Genomic DNA, 18288 nt, shown 5'->3' on the forward strand with positions numbered 1-18288 from the left:
TGAATTATGAAAAAAATTAGACATAAATTATATAGAAGATACGTATCTGGTTCCCAAAAATGGTACTCAAGTATCTACATTATATTATTATCAATTTTTATTGTGTGGATGATATTTTTTGATACGAATTCCTATTTAACACACAGGGAGCTTAATAAGGAGCTATCAAAAATAAAACATGAAAAATCTTATTATAAATCGAAATTAGATTCAGAGCATGCGCAATACACGAATTTAAAATATAACAAAGATGCTAGGGAAAGATATGCTAGAGAGAATTATTTTTTTAAACGTAAAAATGAAGACATTTTTATTATTATCCAAGACTCTAACACTATAAAAAAATAATCTATCTATATGAATTATAAAGAAATTAGTAAAGGTATATTAAGTGCGTTTACAGTTATAGTAATTTCTACTCTATTGGTGTTTCTGTTATGGAAAGTTCGTTATATTGTTGGATATATATTTATCTCGTTCGCATTTTCGTTAATGGGAAGACCTTTAATGAATTTTTTAAATGAAAAATTACATATATCTAAAACCATTTCAGCATTTACAACCATGTTTGTTATGCTTGGAATTTTAACTATTTTTTTTAGTTTGTTTATACCATTGGCAATAAATCAGGCAGGGAATCTCTCTTTGTTGGATACCAATCAATTGCAAGATACCATAACTAAACAGATTAAGTTAATTGATGAAGCTTTAAAAAGCAAGCATATTTATTTGTTTGATGGGAATTACAGACAATTATTTATGCCACAATATGCATTTAAAATTCATAAAGAAACACTTCAAAGTGGCTTTTCGTTTATAGCTGAAATTGGAGTGTCAATTTTTTCTATCATATTTATTACATTTTTCTTTTTGAGAGAAAAAGATTTATTTAATAGAATTATAATTGGAGCTGCTCCAACTAATGATACGGATAAAGTAGTTGAAGCGATTACAAATATAAAAACATTATTAACCAGATATTTTTTAGGATTATCCCTGCAAACATTTTCGATGTTTATATTGTATATAATCATATTAGGTATATTCAAAGTTGAAAATATGATTATTATTGCTTTGTTCTGTGCAACTTTAAATTTAATACCCTATTTAGGGCCATTGATAGGTTTTTTTGTAATAAATTTATTAAGTATAAGCAGTATGTTTTCTTTAGGTATGGATTTTAATACACAGATCACCACTAATATTTTTTGGATAAGTATTCTTTATTTTATTGCTCAATTGATGGATAATGCAATTTTTCAACCATTGATTTATGCAAAAAGTATAAAATCACATCCATTGGAAATTTTTTTAGTTATGTTAATATTTGGGGTTCTTTTTGGAATTCTAGGAGTAATCTTTGCTATTCCGGGCTATACAGTTTTAAGAGTAATCCTTAAAAGTTTTTTTAGTAAGTTTAAAATTGTTCAAGCAATTACTAAAAATTTATAATTTTTATGTTATTTAATTTTAATTAATTTGTAATAAATGTAACATTTGTTATATTCATTGATAATATATCTTGCATATTTAAAGCATCTAACCATCTTAGTAAAACAAATAAAGCCTGGGTGTTATTGACAGTTTTTCAATTATATCTTAACAAATTAGGTAAATTATTCATTTCAATTAAATGACAAATTAAAATGCTTTAATACAAGCAAATTAAATCTTATAATATTATTTATATTAATAGATAAATTACGATTGGAATTCAAGCCAAATATAGTTCCCTCGACATATTCAAATTCAAATTCATAAGTTATACCAAAATCCAATCATGAAATAGTTAGAAAAAAATATGCTTGTAATTTTGAAAAAAAAGTTTAAGGATTTATTATAGGATTGTATTTATTAAAACCAGTTTTATTGATTGATCTTAAATTGATTAAAAATAAATTTATAAAAATATATATGTAAAATCACTAATGAAAAAATAACAGATAACTATATATTGTATTATATAATAATGTATATCTTAAATATTAACAATATAGATACAAAAATATGGTAGTTGATTAAATTTTATTGAATTTAAAATCAATAAATAATGTAATATATTTGTAACCTTTTAAGAATATCACGATATAAATGGAAAAGAAAATAAAGAAAAAAAGAATATTTAGAGATGCCTTTGGTTATTGGTTTATATTTAAAAGATTGCTAATATTCGTTTTTGGAACAATATCTTATAATCGTTTCAATGGATTTAATAAACTAAAAATAAAAGGGACGGAAAATTTAGTCAATTTGCCTGATAGAAATGTTCTTTTTGTATCTAATCACCAAACTTATTTTGCAGATGTTTTTGCCATGTACCATGTATTTTGCGCGGTAAAACATGGCTATATAGATACCTTGAAAAATCCGATATACTTACTTGATCCAAAAGTGGATTTATACTATGTTGCCGCTAAAGAAACCATGAATAAAGGAATATTGTCCAAATTATTTGCATTAGCGGGAGCTATTACTGTAAAAAGAACGTGGAGAGATGCTGGCAAAAGTGTGAATAGAATGGTGGACATGTCTGAAATTGATAATATTCTAAAAGCATTGGATAGTGGTTGGGTGATAACTTTTCCTCAAGGAACGACTAAACCATGGTCTCCCGGTAGAAAAGGTTCTGCAAAAATTATACAAAAAAATAAGCCTATAGTTATACCTGTTGTTATCGATGGATTTAGAAGAGCTTTTGATAAAAAAGGTTTGATTGTAAAAAAGAGGGGAGTAGAACCTAAGATGACCTTTAAGGCTCCCATAGAAATTGATTATGAAAATGAGGATGCAAACATGATTTTAGATAAAATTATGAATGCAATTGAACAAGATCCTAAATACTTAAAAGTTAAAACCGTTGAAGAATTAGAGGCGGAAAGAGAAGAAGAAAAAACACGTCCATTTTTTGAATTTTAATTTTTAATATATAAAATAATAAATCTTAGTTCTTAGTTTTTAACCGTTATATTTGTTTACATTAAAATTCAAATGAAAATACATTTTATTGCAATTGGAGGTAGTGCTATGCATAATTTAGCATTAGCATTAGCACAGAAAGGATATGAAATTTCCGGTTCGGACGATGCAATTTTTGAGCCTTCCTTTTCCCGATTAAAAAATCATGGAATTTTGCCTAAAGAGTTAGGTTGGTATCCAGATAAAATCACTTCAGATTTAGATGCAATTATATTGGGAATGCATGCCCATCCAGATAATCCTGAATTAAAAAAAGCAAAAGAAATAGGTCTTAAAATATATTCTTATCCCGAATTTATATTTGAACAAACAAAAAATAAAACTAGGGTAGTTATAGCCGGATCACATGGTAAAACTACCATCACTTCAATGATATTGCATGTATTAAAATATCATGATAAAAATGTAGATTATATGGTTGGAGCCCAGTTAGAGGGCTTTGATACAATGGTAAAACTAACAAAAGAAAATGATTTTGTGCTATTGGAAGGTGATGAATACTTATCTTCACCTATAGATAGAAGATCCAAATTTTTACATTATAAACCCAATATAGCTTTATTAAGTGGTATCGCTTGGGATCATATTAATGTTTTTCCAACTTTTGATATTTATAAACAACAATTTATAGAATTTGTAAACTCAATTAGTGATGGGGGGGTATTAATTTACAACGAAGAAGATTCCGAAGTATTGGAAGTAGTAGAAAAAACAGATAAATACATTAAAAAATTCCCATATAAGACCCCTGATTTCTGTATAAAGAATGAAAAAGTATATCTTCAAACGCATGAAGGCGAGGTACAATTGTCAATATTTGGTAAACACAATCTAATCAATTTAGAAGGAGCACGATTAATTTGTAACCAATTAGGAATACAAGATATTGAATTCTACGAAGCCATAATGAGTTTTAAAGGAGCCTCTCGAAGACTAGAAAAAATTTATGAAAATGAAAATTTTCTAGTTTTTAAAGATTTTGCACATGCACCATCAAAAGTTTCTGCAACTGTTCAGGCGGTTAAAGAAAATTATAAAAATAGACGCTTAGTGGCTTGTTTAGAGTTGCATACCTACAGTTCATTAAATCCAGAATTTTTAAATCAGTACAGTGGAGCTTTGGATGATGCAGATGAAGCTATTGTTTTTTACAGTCAGGAAGCTGTTGAAATAAAAAGGTTACAACCAATTTCAGAAGAATTAATCAAAAAATCATTTCAAAACAATAAACTTAAAATTTTTACGGATCCTAAAGGATTAAGTAACTATTTATCAAGTCTAAATACAACGAATACAGTTTTTTTAATGATGAGTTCAGGAAGCTATGCAGGAATGGATTTAGATAACATATTTAAATGTAAATGAATGTTTAAAATTTAAAATATTATATTTAAAAGAACTTCAATAATTACAAGAATTGGGAATCAATCTAATAATTTTAGTAGCGTTAACTTTCAATCAATTGAAAGTTAACATTTTGTGTAAATTTATGTGCTAGTAATACTTCAACTAAAATGTAAGATTTAAGATATTATGTTATTTATAAATTAATCTTTAAAATTGTCTATAAAGTTTTATAAAGTTATCAATTAACTATCTATTTATGTAATAAATCCCAAAGTTCATCTTTTAAAACTACTAAATTTTTCTGTGAAACTGCAGATATAAAAAGGAGTTTAAAATTCTCTGGGAAGGTTTTTCTAATTTCATTTTCTAATTCTTCATCCAGTAAGTCGGATTTGGAAATAGCAATTAATCGATCTTTATCCACCAGCTCCGGATTGTATTTCTCTAATTCGTTTAATAATATTTGGTATTCTTTATAATAATCTTCTGTATCTGCAGGAATTAAAAATAAAAGAACAGAATTTCGTTCAATGTGTCTCAAGAATCTATACCCCAAGCCTTTTCCTTCAGACGCCCCTTCTATAATTCCGGGAATATCAGCCAAAACAAAAGATTGAAAATTTCTATATTCAACAATACCTAAATTAGGGACTAAGGTTGTAAATGCATAATTGGCTATTTTAGGTTTAGCTGAGGTTAATGCGGATAATAAAGTTGATTTTCCCGCATTTGGGAATCCTACTAAACCAACATCACCTAACAATTTTAACTCCAATAATATAGTAGCTTCTTCACCAGGAAGCCCAGGCTGAGCGTAACGTGGCGTTTGATTGGTGGGAGATTTAAAATGTGAATTTCCCAAACCGCCTTTACCGCCATGTAATAGAATAATTTCTTGTTTATCTTCCTCAATTTCAGCCAAAACATTACCCAACTCATCTTTAGCTATAGTACCCACAGGAACATCTACGTAAACGTCCTCACCACCTGCGCCGGTTAATTCCTGTTTACCCCCAGGTTTACCATTTTCTGCACGTATATGTTTGGAATATTTTAAAGGAAGTAATGTCCATAATTGTGCATTTCCCCTAAGGATAATATGACCGCCTCTACCGCCATCTCCACCATCTGGTCCACCTTTGGGGATATATTTAGCCCTATGTAAATGCGCAGACCCTGCACCTCCATGTCCGCTTTTGCAATAGATTTTTACATAATCAACAAAGTTAGACTGCATACGTTTTTATATTTTATAAAAAGAGGACTATTATCAGTTGCAGTAATAATCCTCTTTTAAATTTATTTAATATTTTTATGATGATTAAATCACTTTTTCAATCTCAGTAGATAGAGAATTTGTAATCTCCTCAATAGTTCCTTCCCCAGCAATTTCTCTTAATTTATTCTGGTTTTTATAATATTCAGAAACAATGGCTGTTTTATCGTAATATTCTTTAATTCTGTTTCTAATAATAGACTCATCAGCGTCATCGGTTCGTCCGCTGTCAATACTCCTTTTTAAAATTCTTTGTACAAGAATTTCATCTTCTACATACAGAGCTAAGGTTAAACTTACATTAGTTTCAAATAATTCTTTTAATAAAAAATCCAATGCTTCTGCTTGACTTGTTGTTCTAGGATAACCATCTAAAATAAATCCTTTTTGGTCAGAATTTCTTTTTAATTCGTCCTTTAGCATTTCCGTAGTAAGTTCATCAGGTACCAAATTTCCTTTATCCATATAGGATTTAACCTGAATTCCTAAAGAAGTTTCATTTTTAATATTGTAGCGAAACAAATCTCCGGTTGAAATATGCTTTAAATTGAATTTTTTTGATAAAATTTCTGCTTGGGTTCCTTTTCCACTTCCCGGAGGTCCAAATAATACAATTATATCCATTGATATATTTTTAAATGTTTTCTTTAAGTTGATACAAATCTTTTAAATTTCTGCCTAATCCATCGTAATCTAATCCATAACCAATAACAAACTTATTAGGGATATTCATGCCTATTAAATCAATGTTAAGATTTTTGGTATAAACTTCAGGTTTAAAAAATAAGGTTATAATTTTTATACTATTTACAGGTTTAGCTTCAAGTAATTTGTATAAATATTCCAAAGTATTTCCTGTATCTATTATATCCTCTAAAATTACAATGTCTCGATTGGTTATATCCACAGAAATATCTTTGAGTAGATTTATATCCCCTGTACTTTGTATACCTTTGTAAGAAGATAATTGTAAAAAACCAATTTCGCAATCTCCTTTATAATACTTTAAAAAATCACTAAAAAACATAATGACACCGTTTAGAACACCAATAAAAACAGGAACTTTATTTTCGTATTCCTGATATAAAGTATTAGCCATTCGTTCTATGGATTGTTCAATATCCTTTGATTCTATAAACGGAACGAAAGTTTTATCGTGAATTTTAATTTCAGCCATATTTAGTCTATTCAAGACGACAAATATAATGATATTACAAGAATTACTAAAAAGTTTGTTATTTATTCAATATTTTAGAGGGAATAATTAATACAGGAATTTTAGATTTTTTTATAATTTCGTTAGAAACACTTCCTAATAATACATCCATAAAAAATCCTTTTCCGTGTGAACCCATTACAATCATACGAACATTTAATTTTTCAGCTTCTTGCAAAATAATTTCTGAGGGAATCCCTTGTTTAATAATGATTTCAACATCAATTGATTCGGCTTTTAATTTACTCTCATATTTTTTTAATTCAGATATTTCTTCTTTCATTCCTGCATCTTCAAGCTCTGGTAAATACTGAAACCCTAAATCTCCTATAACAAAACCTAAATCTAAACTTGCCACATGTAATAAATAAACTTTACTTCGGGTATCTTTTGCATAATCTATAGCCTCGTTTAATAAATGATCGGTTAAATTCGAAAAATCAATCGGTACAAGAATAGTGTTCATAAATAAAGATTTTTAATAATTTCTTTTAAATATACTCTTATTTTTAATTATAACATACAATTGAGAAATAATTTTATGATAAATTTTACTACTTTTGCAATCTTAGAAATTCTTTAAAAATAAAAATGGAATTATTCATTCAAATATCACAATTGTTATTGTGCTTATCAATTTTAGTAATCTTACACGAAGCCGGACACTTTTTTGCAGCTAAATATTTTAAATGTAGAGTTGAAAAATTCTATTTATTTTTCGATCCATGGTTTTCTTTATTTAAAAGGAAAATAGGAGAAACAGAGTATGGGATTGGCTGGTTGCCTTTAGGAGGATATGTTAAAATTTCTGGGATGATTGATGAAAGTTTGGATACCGAACAGTTGAAAAAAGATCCTCAACCTTGGGAGTTTCGCTCTAAACCTGCTTGGCAACGCCTAATTATTATGTTGGCTGGTATTATAGTTAATATTATTTTAGCTATTGTTATATACACCGGTATACTTTATACCACTGGCGAAGAAACCATTAATACTCAAGAATTAAAGGATGGTTACGTGTTCTCTGAAGCTGGAAAAAAATTAGGTTTTCAAGATGGGGATGTAATACTTGAAGTGGATCATAAACCAATTCCTACCTTAAATTACCTACCCGTATCCATATTGTTTGGCGATCAAGTAAGTGTGAATAGAAATGGAAAAATCATTCACCTAGATCTTCTTCCAGAGGCTAAAAAATATGTATTAAGCAGTGAAGGGAAAAGCTTTATTTCTCCAAGAATAATTTCAGATGTTGATTCTATTACTCCCAAAAGTGTAGCCTCTAAACACTTTAAAAAAGGAGATATAATAGTGAGTATTAACGGTATGCCTATTCAATATTTGGATCAACTAAAAAAAGATTTACTTACATATAAAAAAGATACCGTATCATTAGGTATTGTAAGAGGTGAAAAACAAATTATTCAAAAAATATATGTGCCTGATAGCGCTATTTTAGGATTTACACCAAGCGCTACCATACTTAAAAATGCAACCACTTATAAAAAATATTCCTTTTTTCAAGCCTTGCAAAGGGCACCATCATTGTCTTGGGATATGTTGTTGATGCAGATTAAACAATTTAAAATAGTTTTAAACCCTAAAACTGAAGCCTATAAACATGTAAGCGGTCCATTACGTTTGTATCAAGCATTTTCACCAGAGTGGGATTGGTTACATTTTTGGAGTTTTACCGCAATGTTTTCCATTTGGTTGGCTTTTTTAAATATATTACCTATACCAGGGTTGGATGGGGGACATGCCTTATTTACAATTGCTGAAATGATAACAGGAAGAAAGCTTAGCGATAAGGCTATGGAAAAAGTTCAAATGGTGGGGGTTATTATACTTCTTTCGTTAATGATTTTAGTCTTTGGAAATGACATTTGGAATATTATTCAAAATATTATAAAAAAATAACAAAAATTTGTTGTTATAAAAAAAATACATATATTTGCAACCGCAAAGGCAAATTCCTCCTTAGCTCAGTTGGTTAGAGCATCTGACTGTTAATCAGAGGGTCGCTGGTTCGAGCCCAGCAGGAGGAGCTACTAAATATCAAGTACTTACAGAAATGTAGGTACTTTTTTGTTTTATATAGGTCAGGATACAGGTTAGGTTTTTAGGTAAAAAGAAGTAAAATCATCACTTTCTTTAAAAATATTTTTTAATATAGAAAATATATTCCAAATAAGGATAAACACTTTAAGAATTAATAACCAATATACAAAGGAAACCTTTTATATATTTTTTACTTCAATAATATTTCTTTTCTAAATTATATTTTAAAAATAATAAATTAGAGAATTAATTAAATATTAATAAATTTACCTTATTTATGAAAGGTTAAAATTATGATAAAAGTAAGAGAGGAAGCTTATAAATATTATTTCCATTTTATGGAAAAGCGAATGGATATTTTTTGGAAAAAATACAATAATGAAAAGTACCCATGGACTAATGATTCCATTCTTATAAGACACAAGTTTACTAATGTATACCGTGCTAACGATAGAGTTAGTCAATATTTAATACACAATGTCATCTATGGAGATAATGCTAAAAGTTTTAAAGAGGAGGACACCCTCTTACGTATTCTTATTTTTAAAGTCTTTAATCGGATAGATACATGGGAATATATTCAAGGTAATCTAGGAGAACTTACTTTAAAAACTTTTGACGCTTCTGCAATGTCTGAACTTTTAGCACAAAGAATAGAAAACAGACCTATTTTTAATTCTGCTTACTTGATGACAGGGAGTCATAGAGATTATATTCAATACATATCAAAACATGAGCGATGGCTACAGATGATTGATAATAAATTTATAAAGGGAAAATTATTTACTAAAATCATAAAAGCAAAGTCACTAGAAGAAATATATGAACTTTTATGCTCATGTCCTTTTATTGGAGAATTCTTAGGATATCAGTACGCTATTGATTTTAACTATTCTGATGTAGTCAATTTTGACGAAAATAGCTTTGTTAAAGCTGGAATTGGAGCTATTCGAGGACTAAAAAAATGCTTTATAGATGCAGATGGTTACAGTAATGAAGACTTAATTCGTTTTACTCAGGATAATCTTTTCAAATACAGAGAGAAGTACGGTTGCTCTAATTTTAAAAATTTATTTGGTCGAGAACCAACACTAATTGATTTACAGAATTGTTTTTGTGAAACTGATAAATATTTAAGAGTAAAAATGCCTGAACTTAAGGTTGATAATGTCAGAATTAAGCAAAAATACAAAAAAAACGGAAACAATATCAATTACTTTTTCCCTCCCAAATGGGGCCTCAATAATAAAATTAAGGATGTATGTTTACAGCAGAATACGAAGGAATTAACTCTTTTTTAGTAGGAATGGCTAAAGTTCTTTTAGACCATGGTGTTGAAAGAACAACAAGAGAACAGAAATGTTGGGAACTACCAACTCCTGTAATGATAAAAATAAAGAATCCTTTAGCTAGATGGGTTACAATTCCTGAGCGAAAATGGAATTTATCATTACCTTATGCAGAATCCTTATGGTTAGCATTAGGGAGAAATGATCTAGAGTTTATAAAATACTATTTATCTTCTATGGAAGAGTTCTCAGATGACAGAGAATATTTGCGGGGAGGTTATGGTCCAAGACTGAGATGCTATAATGGCAACTCAAATGACTATAAAAAGGCATGGAATGAAAATGAAGTAATTTTTCAAAATCAAGAAATTGATCAATTTTATTACGTTGCAGAAAGTTTTAAAAGAGATCCATTTACTCGTCAAGGAATAATTACTATTGGAGACCCTCCGAAAGATTGTTTTGATGCAAATAATATTATAAAACAAACAAAGGACTTGCCTTGTACTCGATTACTCCAATTTATGAGAAGTCCTGTAGATCAAAAACTAAATTTGACTGTTTATATGAGATCAAATGATTTCATTTGGGGGGCTAGTGCTGTTAATATGTTCAACTATATGTTTATGCAAGAATATTTCGCTAGTATTCTAGGATTAAAGGTTGGCGAATACTACCACATTGCGAATAACTTCCATTATTATGATAATCGACATCGAGAATTAGTTGAACAGCTAGCTTCAATAGACCAAGTATCCGATACCTCGTATTGTTACAACAAGAAATTCCAATCACTAACAGAATTTGATACTCTTTTAAAAGAACTGGGGCAATGGGAACAAGACTTAAGAATGCAACAATCTACAGAAATTCGAGATTTTGGAGATGATTTTTTTAACGATTGGGCTAAGGTATTATTTCAAAAAATAAAAAAAGAGACTGTCGTATTTGCAAACCCCATTCTAAATGAATTGTCTATTTATTAAGATGAACTGACCAGCTAATAGGGTCTCCAAGCAAAACGCCCTTTTCATGCCTATCTTCTAACCACATGATAAACTCATCTACGATTTCTTTAGGTTCTGCAAAAGCTCTATTTCTAGTATCTGTACAAATTGCTGATTTATACTCATCTGGTACAATAATAGCCTTATCTCCCCAATAGTAAAAATTTTCTTTAGAAATCAAAACAAACTCTCCACTTGTATCTCGTTTTAAATGAGTCTCATTTGGTATTCCATTCACAAGCGAGTGTGCAGAATTTTCCTGTATCCAATTGTTGTTTTCATCCTGATGATAAAAATTATCTCCATACATTTGTACCAAAGAACCATTTATTATTGGTTTTTTATATTGGAATCTTGAGTCATTCCAATATTCATTAAAAGTGAGTTTTTCTTCGACCTTCATACAAAAGATTAATTTTTGAAAATATTGTTCGCCAACACTTTTTGCACCTATTCCAAAAATCCAGCTTCCAATTTCCAAATTGGAGCTTTTACGAATATCCGATTTGCATACAGCTAAAGTACAAAATCCGCCAAAAGGATTAGGGGCTAATCCATAATCATGGTCTATCTTATATTTATAATTTTTCATACCCTTCTAATTGTTTAACAGTCAACCCTTACTATGTTATAAATTGGTTGTGATGACGTGCCATCAGGATTTTCTGGTGGTGCAATTTTTCCATCTAGAATATCTCCCAACTTATCTAAAGAATTCCATCCAATTGGAGACCCTCCATATTTCTTAAATGCTTCTGGTAATTCTACATTATTTGCACACCCATGTGCATATATGCCAACAATAGGCTTACCTAATTTATGAGCTTGCTGTATCTCATAGTTTACCCATGGTCTTGTGTGTGTATCTTTACCAATCAAACAAATAAACGTTCCAGACCAATTAATCCTAACTCTAAGAAATCTAGCTATAAGAGCATCAGTTACCCGATATGGTCTATACTTAGCCCTATCAATAGAACCATTTCGAATTTCATACCCCTTGTCATTCAATCGATCAATTAACTTATGCACATACTTATCATCTTCGTTGTAATGACTAATAAATACGTTCTTTTTTTTACTCATAATTCTTCATTATTTATTGTTACTTTCTTCATCTAATATCAGTAGCCCAATTATAGCATAACCCATAATATCCTTTAAGGTGTCTTGGATTGATTCAAAATTTGGCTCTATACCTTTATTGTTATTTTCAACTAAAGTTCTATATCGTTTTATCTTATCCCATAAATGAACCATATTCCCATTTAAGCCCAAATCAAAACTAGCACCACCATAATCACTATTTTTCTTTAATAGAATTTTGATTATATCATCTGTTATCTTTTTTAATTGTTTTTCTTCCATTGCTTTATAAATATTTGATTAAGAACATTACTATCACAGTTGTAAATAAAGATACTCCATAAAAGGGGCAGAGTGTCTTTGATAAAATTCCAGCACACCAAGTTCTATCCCCTATGTTATATACTGATGTATTCATGTTAAAATCTATTTGATCTTCTGTTTTTTTTATAACATCATTATATAAATCACGAAATTGTCGCTCTCTTGAAATAAAAAATCCGTCTAGTGCCCAAAAAACAGGAATAACAATATATGATACTAATACAAAATGCATGTTAGAATCTTTTGCTGCAAGAGCGAATAATGCTGATACTAAAGTTATTGCCCACCCTTTAATCAGGAATGAATTTGAACACATTCTAGCAATAACATTTTGAATAAATTCTAAATGCTTTATTTTGTTATTATCTACCATATTTATATAAATACATTGTTTAAATATTAAATATAAGAATATTATAACTTTTACCAAAATATTAAGTGCAATTATATATTATTTTTCTTTTTAAAATCCCTTTCACTTTCTGCACTGTTCCTAAACTCACATTACACAACTTAGCTGTATTTCTAAGAGATTGCCCTTTTTTTAGGTATTTAACTACGTTTTTGTATTTGTCTAGCACTTGTTGGTCAGTTTCTTTTGACCCTTTGACTCTCCCTTTATAGACTCCTTTAGCAATAGCTATTCTAATGCCTTCTTTTTGCCTTTCCAGCATGGTTTCTCGCTCCATTTCTGCTATATTAGCCATAACACTTATAATGAGCTTAAACGCGCTATTTGGCTTGTTATTTACTAAACTCTCTATTCCCAGATTATCTACTTTTAAAATTATTCTTTTTTTATTTAATATCTCCAGTGTAGAAAGTATGTCAAAAAGGTTTCTCCCTAGTCTGTCTATGCTATGAACACTTATATAGTTGATACTTCCAGTTTCTATATCTTCTAGTAATTCCTTTCCTTTCTCTCTTTCTTTAAATGGGATTGCCCCACTAATAATATCAATATAGAGTTTTTCTTCTGGATGCTGTTTTTCTAGTTGTCTTTGGGTATTTTGATTGGCTGTGCTTACTCTGATATATCTCGCTTTCATGATTTTTTGTTTCTTTATTGATCTTTTATCTTTAGGAATAAAAGCACCCTGTTTATTAGGATGCTTTTTTTATCCTTTTTGATAAGGTTATTATATATCCCTGAAATAATAATTATTGGAGGTTGAATAATCATACATTATATTTCTTGCGGTACTTTCCCAATCTATATGAATATAAGAAGGTAAGTTTTCTGGTATATCTCCTGTTTGCTCTAAAAGCTCTTGTACAAATTCTTGGTCTGTGTTATATTCTCCTGTATAGCTTTCTTCTACTTTTCTGATAAGGTTGTGTATATTATCTTCTGTTCCGTAGCAATCTACATAGGCTTCTATTATTTCTTCACTGTAATAACTATCTTCAATAACTTCCAATACCTCATAAATCTCAGAAGAAATATAGGATTCTCCTATTAATCCCATGCTTTTAATGATTGTTGAACATTCATAATCCTGAAACATAAATTCTGGATCTTCTTCGTCTTGGTGTAATTCTTTCATGGCTTGTATCAGTTCTTCAAAGTCGTTGTAATCTGATAGATTTAACCATTGCCCAAAAAGGCTTCCTTCATTGTACTTTTTGTAAGTACCTACATAAATTTTTGTCTCGTAAAGACAATTTCTTACCTTTGTCATGTTGATAAGTTTTAATTTAACGGTTGAACATTTATTAACATCAGCCTTGTTGTGTGCAACCACTTCAAGGCTTCTTTATTTTTTATAAAGATACGAAAATGAAATAACTATACCAAATATAGGGTGGGTTTATTTGATATATTTGTATGTTTTTGTTTGTGCTATTGGATTGGGGTTTTATTGTATCTAGTTTAAACCATAATCTAATTTTGATACGGTAATTAAGGGGATAAATAAGGGTTGTTTTTAAGGGGTCAATGGAATGAAAGTTTTTTATTTTAGTGATATAATAAAAAGTTTTAGGTATAAAATTTTCTTTTAGGTTTATCTTTTTTTGTAATAAATTCTACTTAGAAAAATCTTATCTATTTTTAGTTGGGGGGTATATCTCTAAAAATGAGAAGGGGGTGGGCGGTTTTTGTATTGGTGGGTTAGTTCTTGTTATATATAAATAAAAAAATTAGTTTACGGAAATTCTCAATAATGGAAAAAATAAAATAGGTATTTTTAGTTGTGATTTTAATCGGGCTTTTTTAAGACTAAAAATTTTATTTACTTCTTAGATAGTTTTTCTATTAATTCATCCCTATCTTTTATCATTCGTTCGTAAAGTTCTTCTTTTTCTGTGTATAATTCAACTATTTTCTCTATTGGATTAAAAATACAGTTAAAATTATTAGTATCTGATGAACCAAAGCAACTATTATCTACCTTATCATTAAAAGTATTAATGTAGTTGATAGTAGCTTCGTCATTCATATTTTTAATAGCTTCCATAGGTACTTTTAATGCTTGAGAGACTTTCTCTAATATTTTATCTTCCAATTGTTCTTTTTGTTCATAATCTGATACCGTAGACTGGGTAACTCCTAAATCTAAGGCTAAAGATTCTTGTTTTATTCCCAGCATTTCTCTTAGTCTTTTTATGTTTCTTCCCTGATGTACTTTTTTAGGAGCTGTATCTGTATTCATAAATAAATGGATTTTAGCAAAAGTAATAAAAATACGAATAAAATATAGAGATATTTTATAGGTCTTTATCCATAAGATAAAGTCTTTTTCTATGGTATATGGTTAATTTTTTAATTCTCTTTGTAAAAAAAAGGTATGAAAAGAAAAGAGATTGATTTATTAGAAAACTCAAAGGATTATTTTACTTCTTTATCTAAGATGGATATAGAGAGTTATAAGGAGTTAGGTTTTATTTTAAAATCTATTGTGAGGGTTAGTCAAAGTGCTATTTTAGCTAAGGAAAGTAATATTCATTTGCATAGGGATTGGGATATTTATAATCTTTTAAGTCTTGTTGAAAAACTTATTCCTGATTCGGAATTGGAGTTTTTGGATAAGGTTTATAGTTCTGGGTATTAGGTTGGTTAATTATTTTATATTTTCAAAGCTACTGTTTGCATCTATTTTGGGTGTTATTTTTCCTCCTGTGGAACAGATACAAAAGGAATCAGTGGTTAGTTCTTGTTTTCCGTCTATGGTAAAAACAGAGGTGTTTTGCCATTTAATTAAGGCAGGTTGGCAGGGTAGAAAGCCTCCAGGAATGGGTTTTAGTTTACATAATCCAAATGGAATAATGTTGGTAGTGGCTTCTTTGTCTGCTTCAGTGGCTTGTAATTTGCCTGCTATACATACGAAACTTTGGCTGGTTATCTGTATTGGGGTTGGCTTGGTTCCTTGAGAACATTCTAATTGGGTGTCTTGGATAATTGGATGTGACATTTAAATAGTTATTAGATATTTAGAAAATTAAAATTTATCTGATTTTACAAAACTATTATTTAATAAATAAAAAAAATGAGTTTCAATTTTTTTTGATTTAGAATAGATATCATCTAGCTCATTTATAAATTTAATTTTATTTCCGCTAATTACTGTACTAACATTATTCTTTTCTATATCAGGAGAAAAACCTTTTTGGTAAAAAATAAAACTATCTAGAATATTATTTTTCTTGTCTAATATTAAACCTAATAAGGTTTTACATTCAGCATCTTCATATTTAACATCAATAATATAAGTACTTATTAATGTGTTACCTATATTGAAATTTCTATATTTGGATATGATTGAATGACTATTTTCATCTATTCCATAGGTGTAGATGTATTCTTTATGTTTATTATATTCTTTAATTATGTTTTTCGTTTCAATATTTTGTATAGGATCTTCAACGAATGCATAATTGATTTCACTAATTAAGGTATCTTTTATATTATCATTTATATGTAAATTAGATTTTGATGGAGAAGAGCAACTTCCTATAAAAAATAGAATAGAAAAAAAAATAAATATATTTTTCATTTTGTTATATTTTTTAATTTAGGTTTAAATATTTGAACATGTAAATGGTGATTATGGTTAGCATAATTTATAGTATGATTTAGTAATTTTTTATTGTTATAATAGTATGAAAGCATAGATGTCCATCCAAACAAATATAATTCATCATTAAATTTATTTTGTCTTACTTCATCTAATCCTTTCCAGCCACATGGATCTCCAGTCTCTGAAGATAAATTTAAATGCAAATTTTTACCAGACTTATCTTTTCTTAAATATCTAAAATCCAAATGCATTCCGTTCCAGTGGCTATTACTGGGTCCTGCAGAATAACCAGTTTCATCACTCGCTCCATTAAAAACAAAATCTTCATAACCACAGTTTAACATAGCTCCTAGGAAGGCAGCAGTAGTGATATCATTAATGAAATATCTAGTTGTATTTAAACTTAATTTATATTTAATATCTCCATTATTATAGCTTGAATTTATATCTCTTACATCTACTAAATAGATATATTCTCCGCCTATAGGATTGTTATAAAAACTCCTTTTAGGCAATTGTTTAGGCTTAGTGATTCTGCTTTGGCTTATTTTCTTTAGTTTTATTACTCCTAAATCATGGATATTATTACTGCTATCATAATAATAATATTGAGCCTTTTCTCTTTTCTCTTTATTATTTATTTTATACTCAATATTCCCATTTTGATAAATATAGTACTCTATATCAGCTAATTCTTTATCTACTCCAGTGATAATCGTTTCTGTAGTATCCCCATCTTCATCAATAGCTTTAAACCTAACAGCTCCTTTATATTGCCATTTTTCCACTTTTTCTTCTGCATCTTCACTATTTCTTTGATTATTATCGTATTGAGCTTTAATTCCTCCATCCATTTTAGGTGGACAATTAATTCCTATTTCTATACATTTGTCTCTTTTAAGTCCCATAAATTAAATATAATTTATATTATTCTAATATTTTAATCCCAAAATCTTTTTCTTTTCTGTTTACTTTGGTAATACTCCCACTGTTTTTGTTCAAAATCCTTCCATTGCTGATAAGTATAGTCTTTTCCTTTGTAAGTTTTATAGATAGCATTTTCATCTATTTCCATATCTTCAGAAAGAATATTTTCTTTTTGTTTAGCAACATTCTTTTTGAGTGAAAATGTTTTCTCCATTTTAGCAATACCCTCTTTGTTTACAATTCCTTTAAAGGTATACGTTTCTTCTGTTTCTGTATTTAGCGGCTCTCCTATAATAGTTATGATTTCCCCCTCTTCATAATTTCGGGTTTGTACAAAAACATGAGATTCCTCTCCATAAGGAACTTCTTCCAAACGATTTTCCATGTTTTTATCCATGACATAAATTTCTAGTATGGTTTTAGTTTTCCCATACAAGAATTTTTCAGATTGAGCCAACCTACCCATATTCGGAGCTTTGTAGTCTAAATTACCTTTGGCTGAATACAAGGCATTGGTTCCATGCACATGCATCTGCCCCAAAGCACCCATTTCCGCATTTCCCTTCGTATAAGTAATTAGTTTTTGTTTTCCGTAGAGATCTAGGTAGTTCATCGCTTCCACCTCCATACTCTGACTACTATGTAATAGAGTTTTCTTTCCACTATACTGACTTATCTCTTGTCCTGCAGTAGTGCTTATATTGTTTCCTACTTTGGTAGTTAAGTTTTCTTGGATGTCAATCTCCATATTCTTAGCCTT

At 29.1% G+C, this 18288-nt stretch carries 22 protein-coding genes, 1 tRNA gene and 1 pseudogene; 9 read left to right on the plus strand and 15 right to left on the minus strand.

Features of this window, described 5'->3' with window-relative positions; all coding sequences use genetic code 11:
* Window positions 1-6: 6 nt before the first annotated feature.
* From ETU08_RS11620 to ETU08_RS11635, 4 genes are all read left to right on the plus strand, one after another.
* Entirely contained in the window at window positions 7-348 is a 342-nt protein-coding gene (locus ETU08_RS11620; RefSeq protein WP_146263206.1) for an FtsB family cell division protein, read from the plus strand.
* Window positions 349-357: 9 nt separating this feature from the next.
* On the plus strand, window positions 358-1452 hold the full coding sequence (locus ETU08_RS11625; protein ID WP_146263207.1) for an AI-2E family transporter: 1095 nt from the start codon (window positions 358-360) through the stop codon (window positions 1450-1452).
* A gap of 651 nt (window positions 1453-2103) precedes the next feature.
* Window positions 2104-2916: a lysophospholipid acyltransferase family protein gene (locus tag ETU08_RS11630; RefSeq protein ID WP_146263230.1), complete on the plus strand. Its 813-nt coding sequence runs from the start codon at window positions 2104-2106 to the stop codon at window positions 2914-2916.
* Window positions 2917-2988: 72 nt separating this feature from the next.
* A complete protein-coding gene (locus ETU08_RS11635; protein ID WP_146263208.1) occupies window positions 2989-4341 on the plus strand; it encodes a UDP-N-acetylmuramate--L-alanine ligase in 1353 nt (450 codons plus the stop codon).
* Between the two features lie 232 nt (window positions 4342-4573).
* Here ETU08_RS11635 and obgE read toward each other — a convergent pair whose 3' ends face one another.
* The 4 genes from obgE to ETU08_RS11655 all read right to left on the minus strand — a co-directional run bounded on the left by obgE (window position 4574) and on the right by ETU08_RS11655 (window position 7281).
* Complete coding sequence (obgE, locus tag ETU08_RS11640; RefSeq protein ID WP_146263209.1) at window positions 4574-5560, minus strand: GTPase ObgE; 987 nt, start codon at window positions 5558-5560, stop codon at window positions 4574-4576.
* Window positions 5561-5644: 84 nt separating this feature from the next.
* Window positions 5645-6223 (minus strand): adenylate kinase, encoded by a 579-nt coding sequence (locus tag ETU08_RS11645; RefSeq protein ID WP_146263210.1) that lies wholly within the window; start codon window positions 6221-6223, stop codon window positions 5645-5647.
* Window positions 6224-6233: 10 nt separating this feature from the next.
* Window positions 6234-6776, minus strand: coding sequence for a hypoxanthine phosphoribosyltransferase (gene hpt / locus ETU08_RS11650; RefSeq protein WP_146263211.1), 543 nt, complete (start codon window positions 6774-6776; stop codon window positions 6234-6236).
* Between the two features lie 58 nt (window positions 6777-6834).
* A complete protein-coding gene (locus tag ETU08_RS11655) occupies window positions 6835-7281 on the minus strand; it encodes a universal stress protein (protein WP_146263212.1) in 447 nt (148 codons plus the stop codon).
* A 125-nt stretch (window positions 7282-7406) separates the two neighbouring features.
* Here ETU08_RS11655 and rseP point away from each other — a divergent pair, with 125 nt between their 5' ends.
* From rseP to ETU08_RS11675, 4 genes are all read left to right on the plus strand, one after another.
* Window positions 7407-8735 carry an RIP metalloprotease RseP gene (gene rseP, locus ETU08_RS11660; protein WP_146263213.1) on the plus strand — a complete coding sequence of 443 codons (1329 nt, stop codon included), beginning with the start codon at window positions 7407-7409 and terminating at the stop codon, window positions 8733-8735.
* Between the two features lie 54 nt (window positions 8736-8789).
* Window positions 8790-8863: transfer RNA gene (locus ETU08_RS11665), tRNA-Asn, on the plus strand.
* Between the two features lie 306 nt (window positions 8864-9169).
* Window positions 9170-10177, plus strand: a complete 1008-nt coding sequence (locus ETU08_RS11670; RefSeq protein WP_146263214.1) for a nucleotide kinase domain-containing protein — start codon at window positions 9170-9172, stop codon at window positions 10175-10177.
* Window positions 10138-11151 carry a thymidylate synthase gene (locus ETU08_RS11675; RefSeq protein WP_146263215.1) on the plus strand — a complete coding sequence of 338 codons (1014 nt, stop codon included), beginning with the start codon at window positions 10138-10140 and terminating at the stop codon, window positions 11149-11151. The genes ETU08_RS11670 and ETU08_RS11675 overlap by 40 nt, the downstream gene beginning before the upstream one ends.
* On the opposite strand, the gene ETU08_RS11680 is transcribed toward ETU08_RS11675, so the two are convergent.
* The 7 genes from ETU08_RS11680 to ETU08_RS11710 form a co-directional block, all read right to left on the minus strand.
* A complete protein-coding gene (locus ETU08_RS11680; RefSeq protein ID WP_146263216.1) occupies window positions 11141-11764 on the minus strand; it encodes an Nmad2 family putative nucleotide modification protein in 624 nt (207 codons plus the stop codon). The two genes, ETU08_RS11675 and ETU08_RS11680, sit on opposite strands and share 11 nt — an antisense overlap.
* Window positions 11765-11778: 14 nt before the next feature.
* Window positions 11779-12258: a TIR domain-containing protein gene (locus ETU08_RS11685; protein ID WP_221410556.1), complete on the minus strand. Its 480-nt coding sequence runs from the start codon at window positions 12256-12258 to the stop codon at window positions 11779-11781.
* Window positions 12259-12267: 9 nt separating this feature from the next.
* The gene (locus tag ETU08_RS11690) at window positions 12268-12540 is read right to left on the minus strand and encodes a nucleotide modification associated domain-containing protein (RefSeq protein WP_146263218.1); all 273 of its coding nucleotides are present in this window, start codon (window positions 12538-12540) and stop codon (window positions 12268-12270) included.
* A gap of 4 nt (window positions 12541-12544) precedes the next feature.
* Complete coding sequence (locus ETU08_RS11695) at window positions 12545-12955, minus strand: hypothetical protein (protein ID WP_146263219.1); 411 nt, start codon at window positions 12953-12955, stop codon at window positions 12545-12547.
* 61 nt (window positions 12956-13016) lie between these two features.
* On the minus strand, window positions 13017-13631 hold the full coding sequence (locus tag ETU08_RS11700) for a recombinase family protein (protein ID WP_146263220.1): 615 nt from the start codon (window positions 13629-13631) through the stop codon (window positions 13017-13019).
* A gap of 90 nt (window positions 13632-13721) precedes the next feature.
* The gene (locus ETU08_RS11705; protein ID WP_146263221.1) at window positions 13722-14264 is read right to left on the minus strand and encodes an antirestriction protein ArdA; all 543 of its coding nucleotides are present in this window, start codon (window positions 14262-14264) and stop codon (window positions 13722-13724) included.
* 552 nt (window positions 14265-14816) lie between these two features.
* Window positions 14817-15236 carry a helix-turn-helix domain-containing protein gene (locus ETU08_RS11710; protein WP_146263222.1) on the minus strand — a complete coding sequence of 140 codons (420 nt, stop codon included), beginning with the start codon at window positions 15234-15236 and terminating at the stop codon, window positions 14817-14819.
* 135 nt (window positions 15237-15371) lie between these two features.
* Here ETU08_RS11710 and ETU08_RS11715 point away from each other — a divergent pair, with 135 nt between their 5' ends.
* Window positions 15372-15635: a hypothetical protein gene (locus tag ETU08_RS11715; RefSeq protein WP_146263223.1), complete on the plus strand. Its 264-nt coding sequence runs from the start codon at window positions 15372-15374 to the stop codon at window positions 15633-15635.
* Window positions 15636-15644: 9 nt separating this feature from the next.
* Here ETU08_RS11715 and ETU08_RS11720 read toward each other — a convergent pair whose 3' ends face one another.
* The 4 genes and pseudogenes from ETU08_RS11720 to ETU08_RS11735 form a co-directional block, all read right to left on the minus strand.
* Entirely contained in the window at window positions 15645-15995 is a 351-nt protein-coding gene (locus ETU08_RS11720; RefSeq protein WP_146263224.1) for a DUF4280 domain-containing protein, read from the minus strand.
* 27 nt (window positions 15996-16022) lie between these two features.
* Window positions 16023-16577 (minus strand): hypothetical protein, encoded by a 555-nt coding sequence (locus ETU08_RS11725; RefSeq protein ID WP_146263225.1) that lies wholly within the window; start codon window positions 16575-16577, stop codon window positions 16023-16025.
* A complete protein-coding gene (locus ETU08_RS11730; protein ID WP_146263226.1) occupies window positions 16574-17509 on the minus strand; it encodes a hypothetical protein in 936 nt (311 codons plus the stop codon). The genes ETU08_RS11725 and ETU08_RS11730 overlap by 4 nt, the downstream gene beginning before the upstream one ends.
* Window positions 17510-17541: 32 nt before the next feature.
* Window positions 17542-18288: pseudogene (locus ETU08_RS11735) on the minus strand (hypothetical protein); the annotation flags it as partial.

Source organism: Apibacter muscae (assembly GCF_007845635.1).
In the GTDB taxonomy this organism is placed as follows: Bacteria; Bacteroidota; Bacteroidia; order Flavobacteriales; family Weeksellaceae; genus Apibacter; species Apibacter muscae.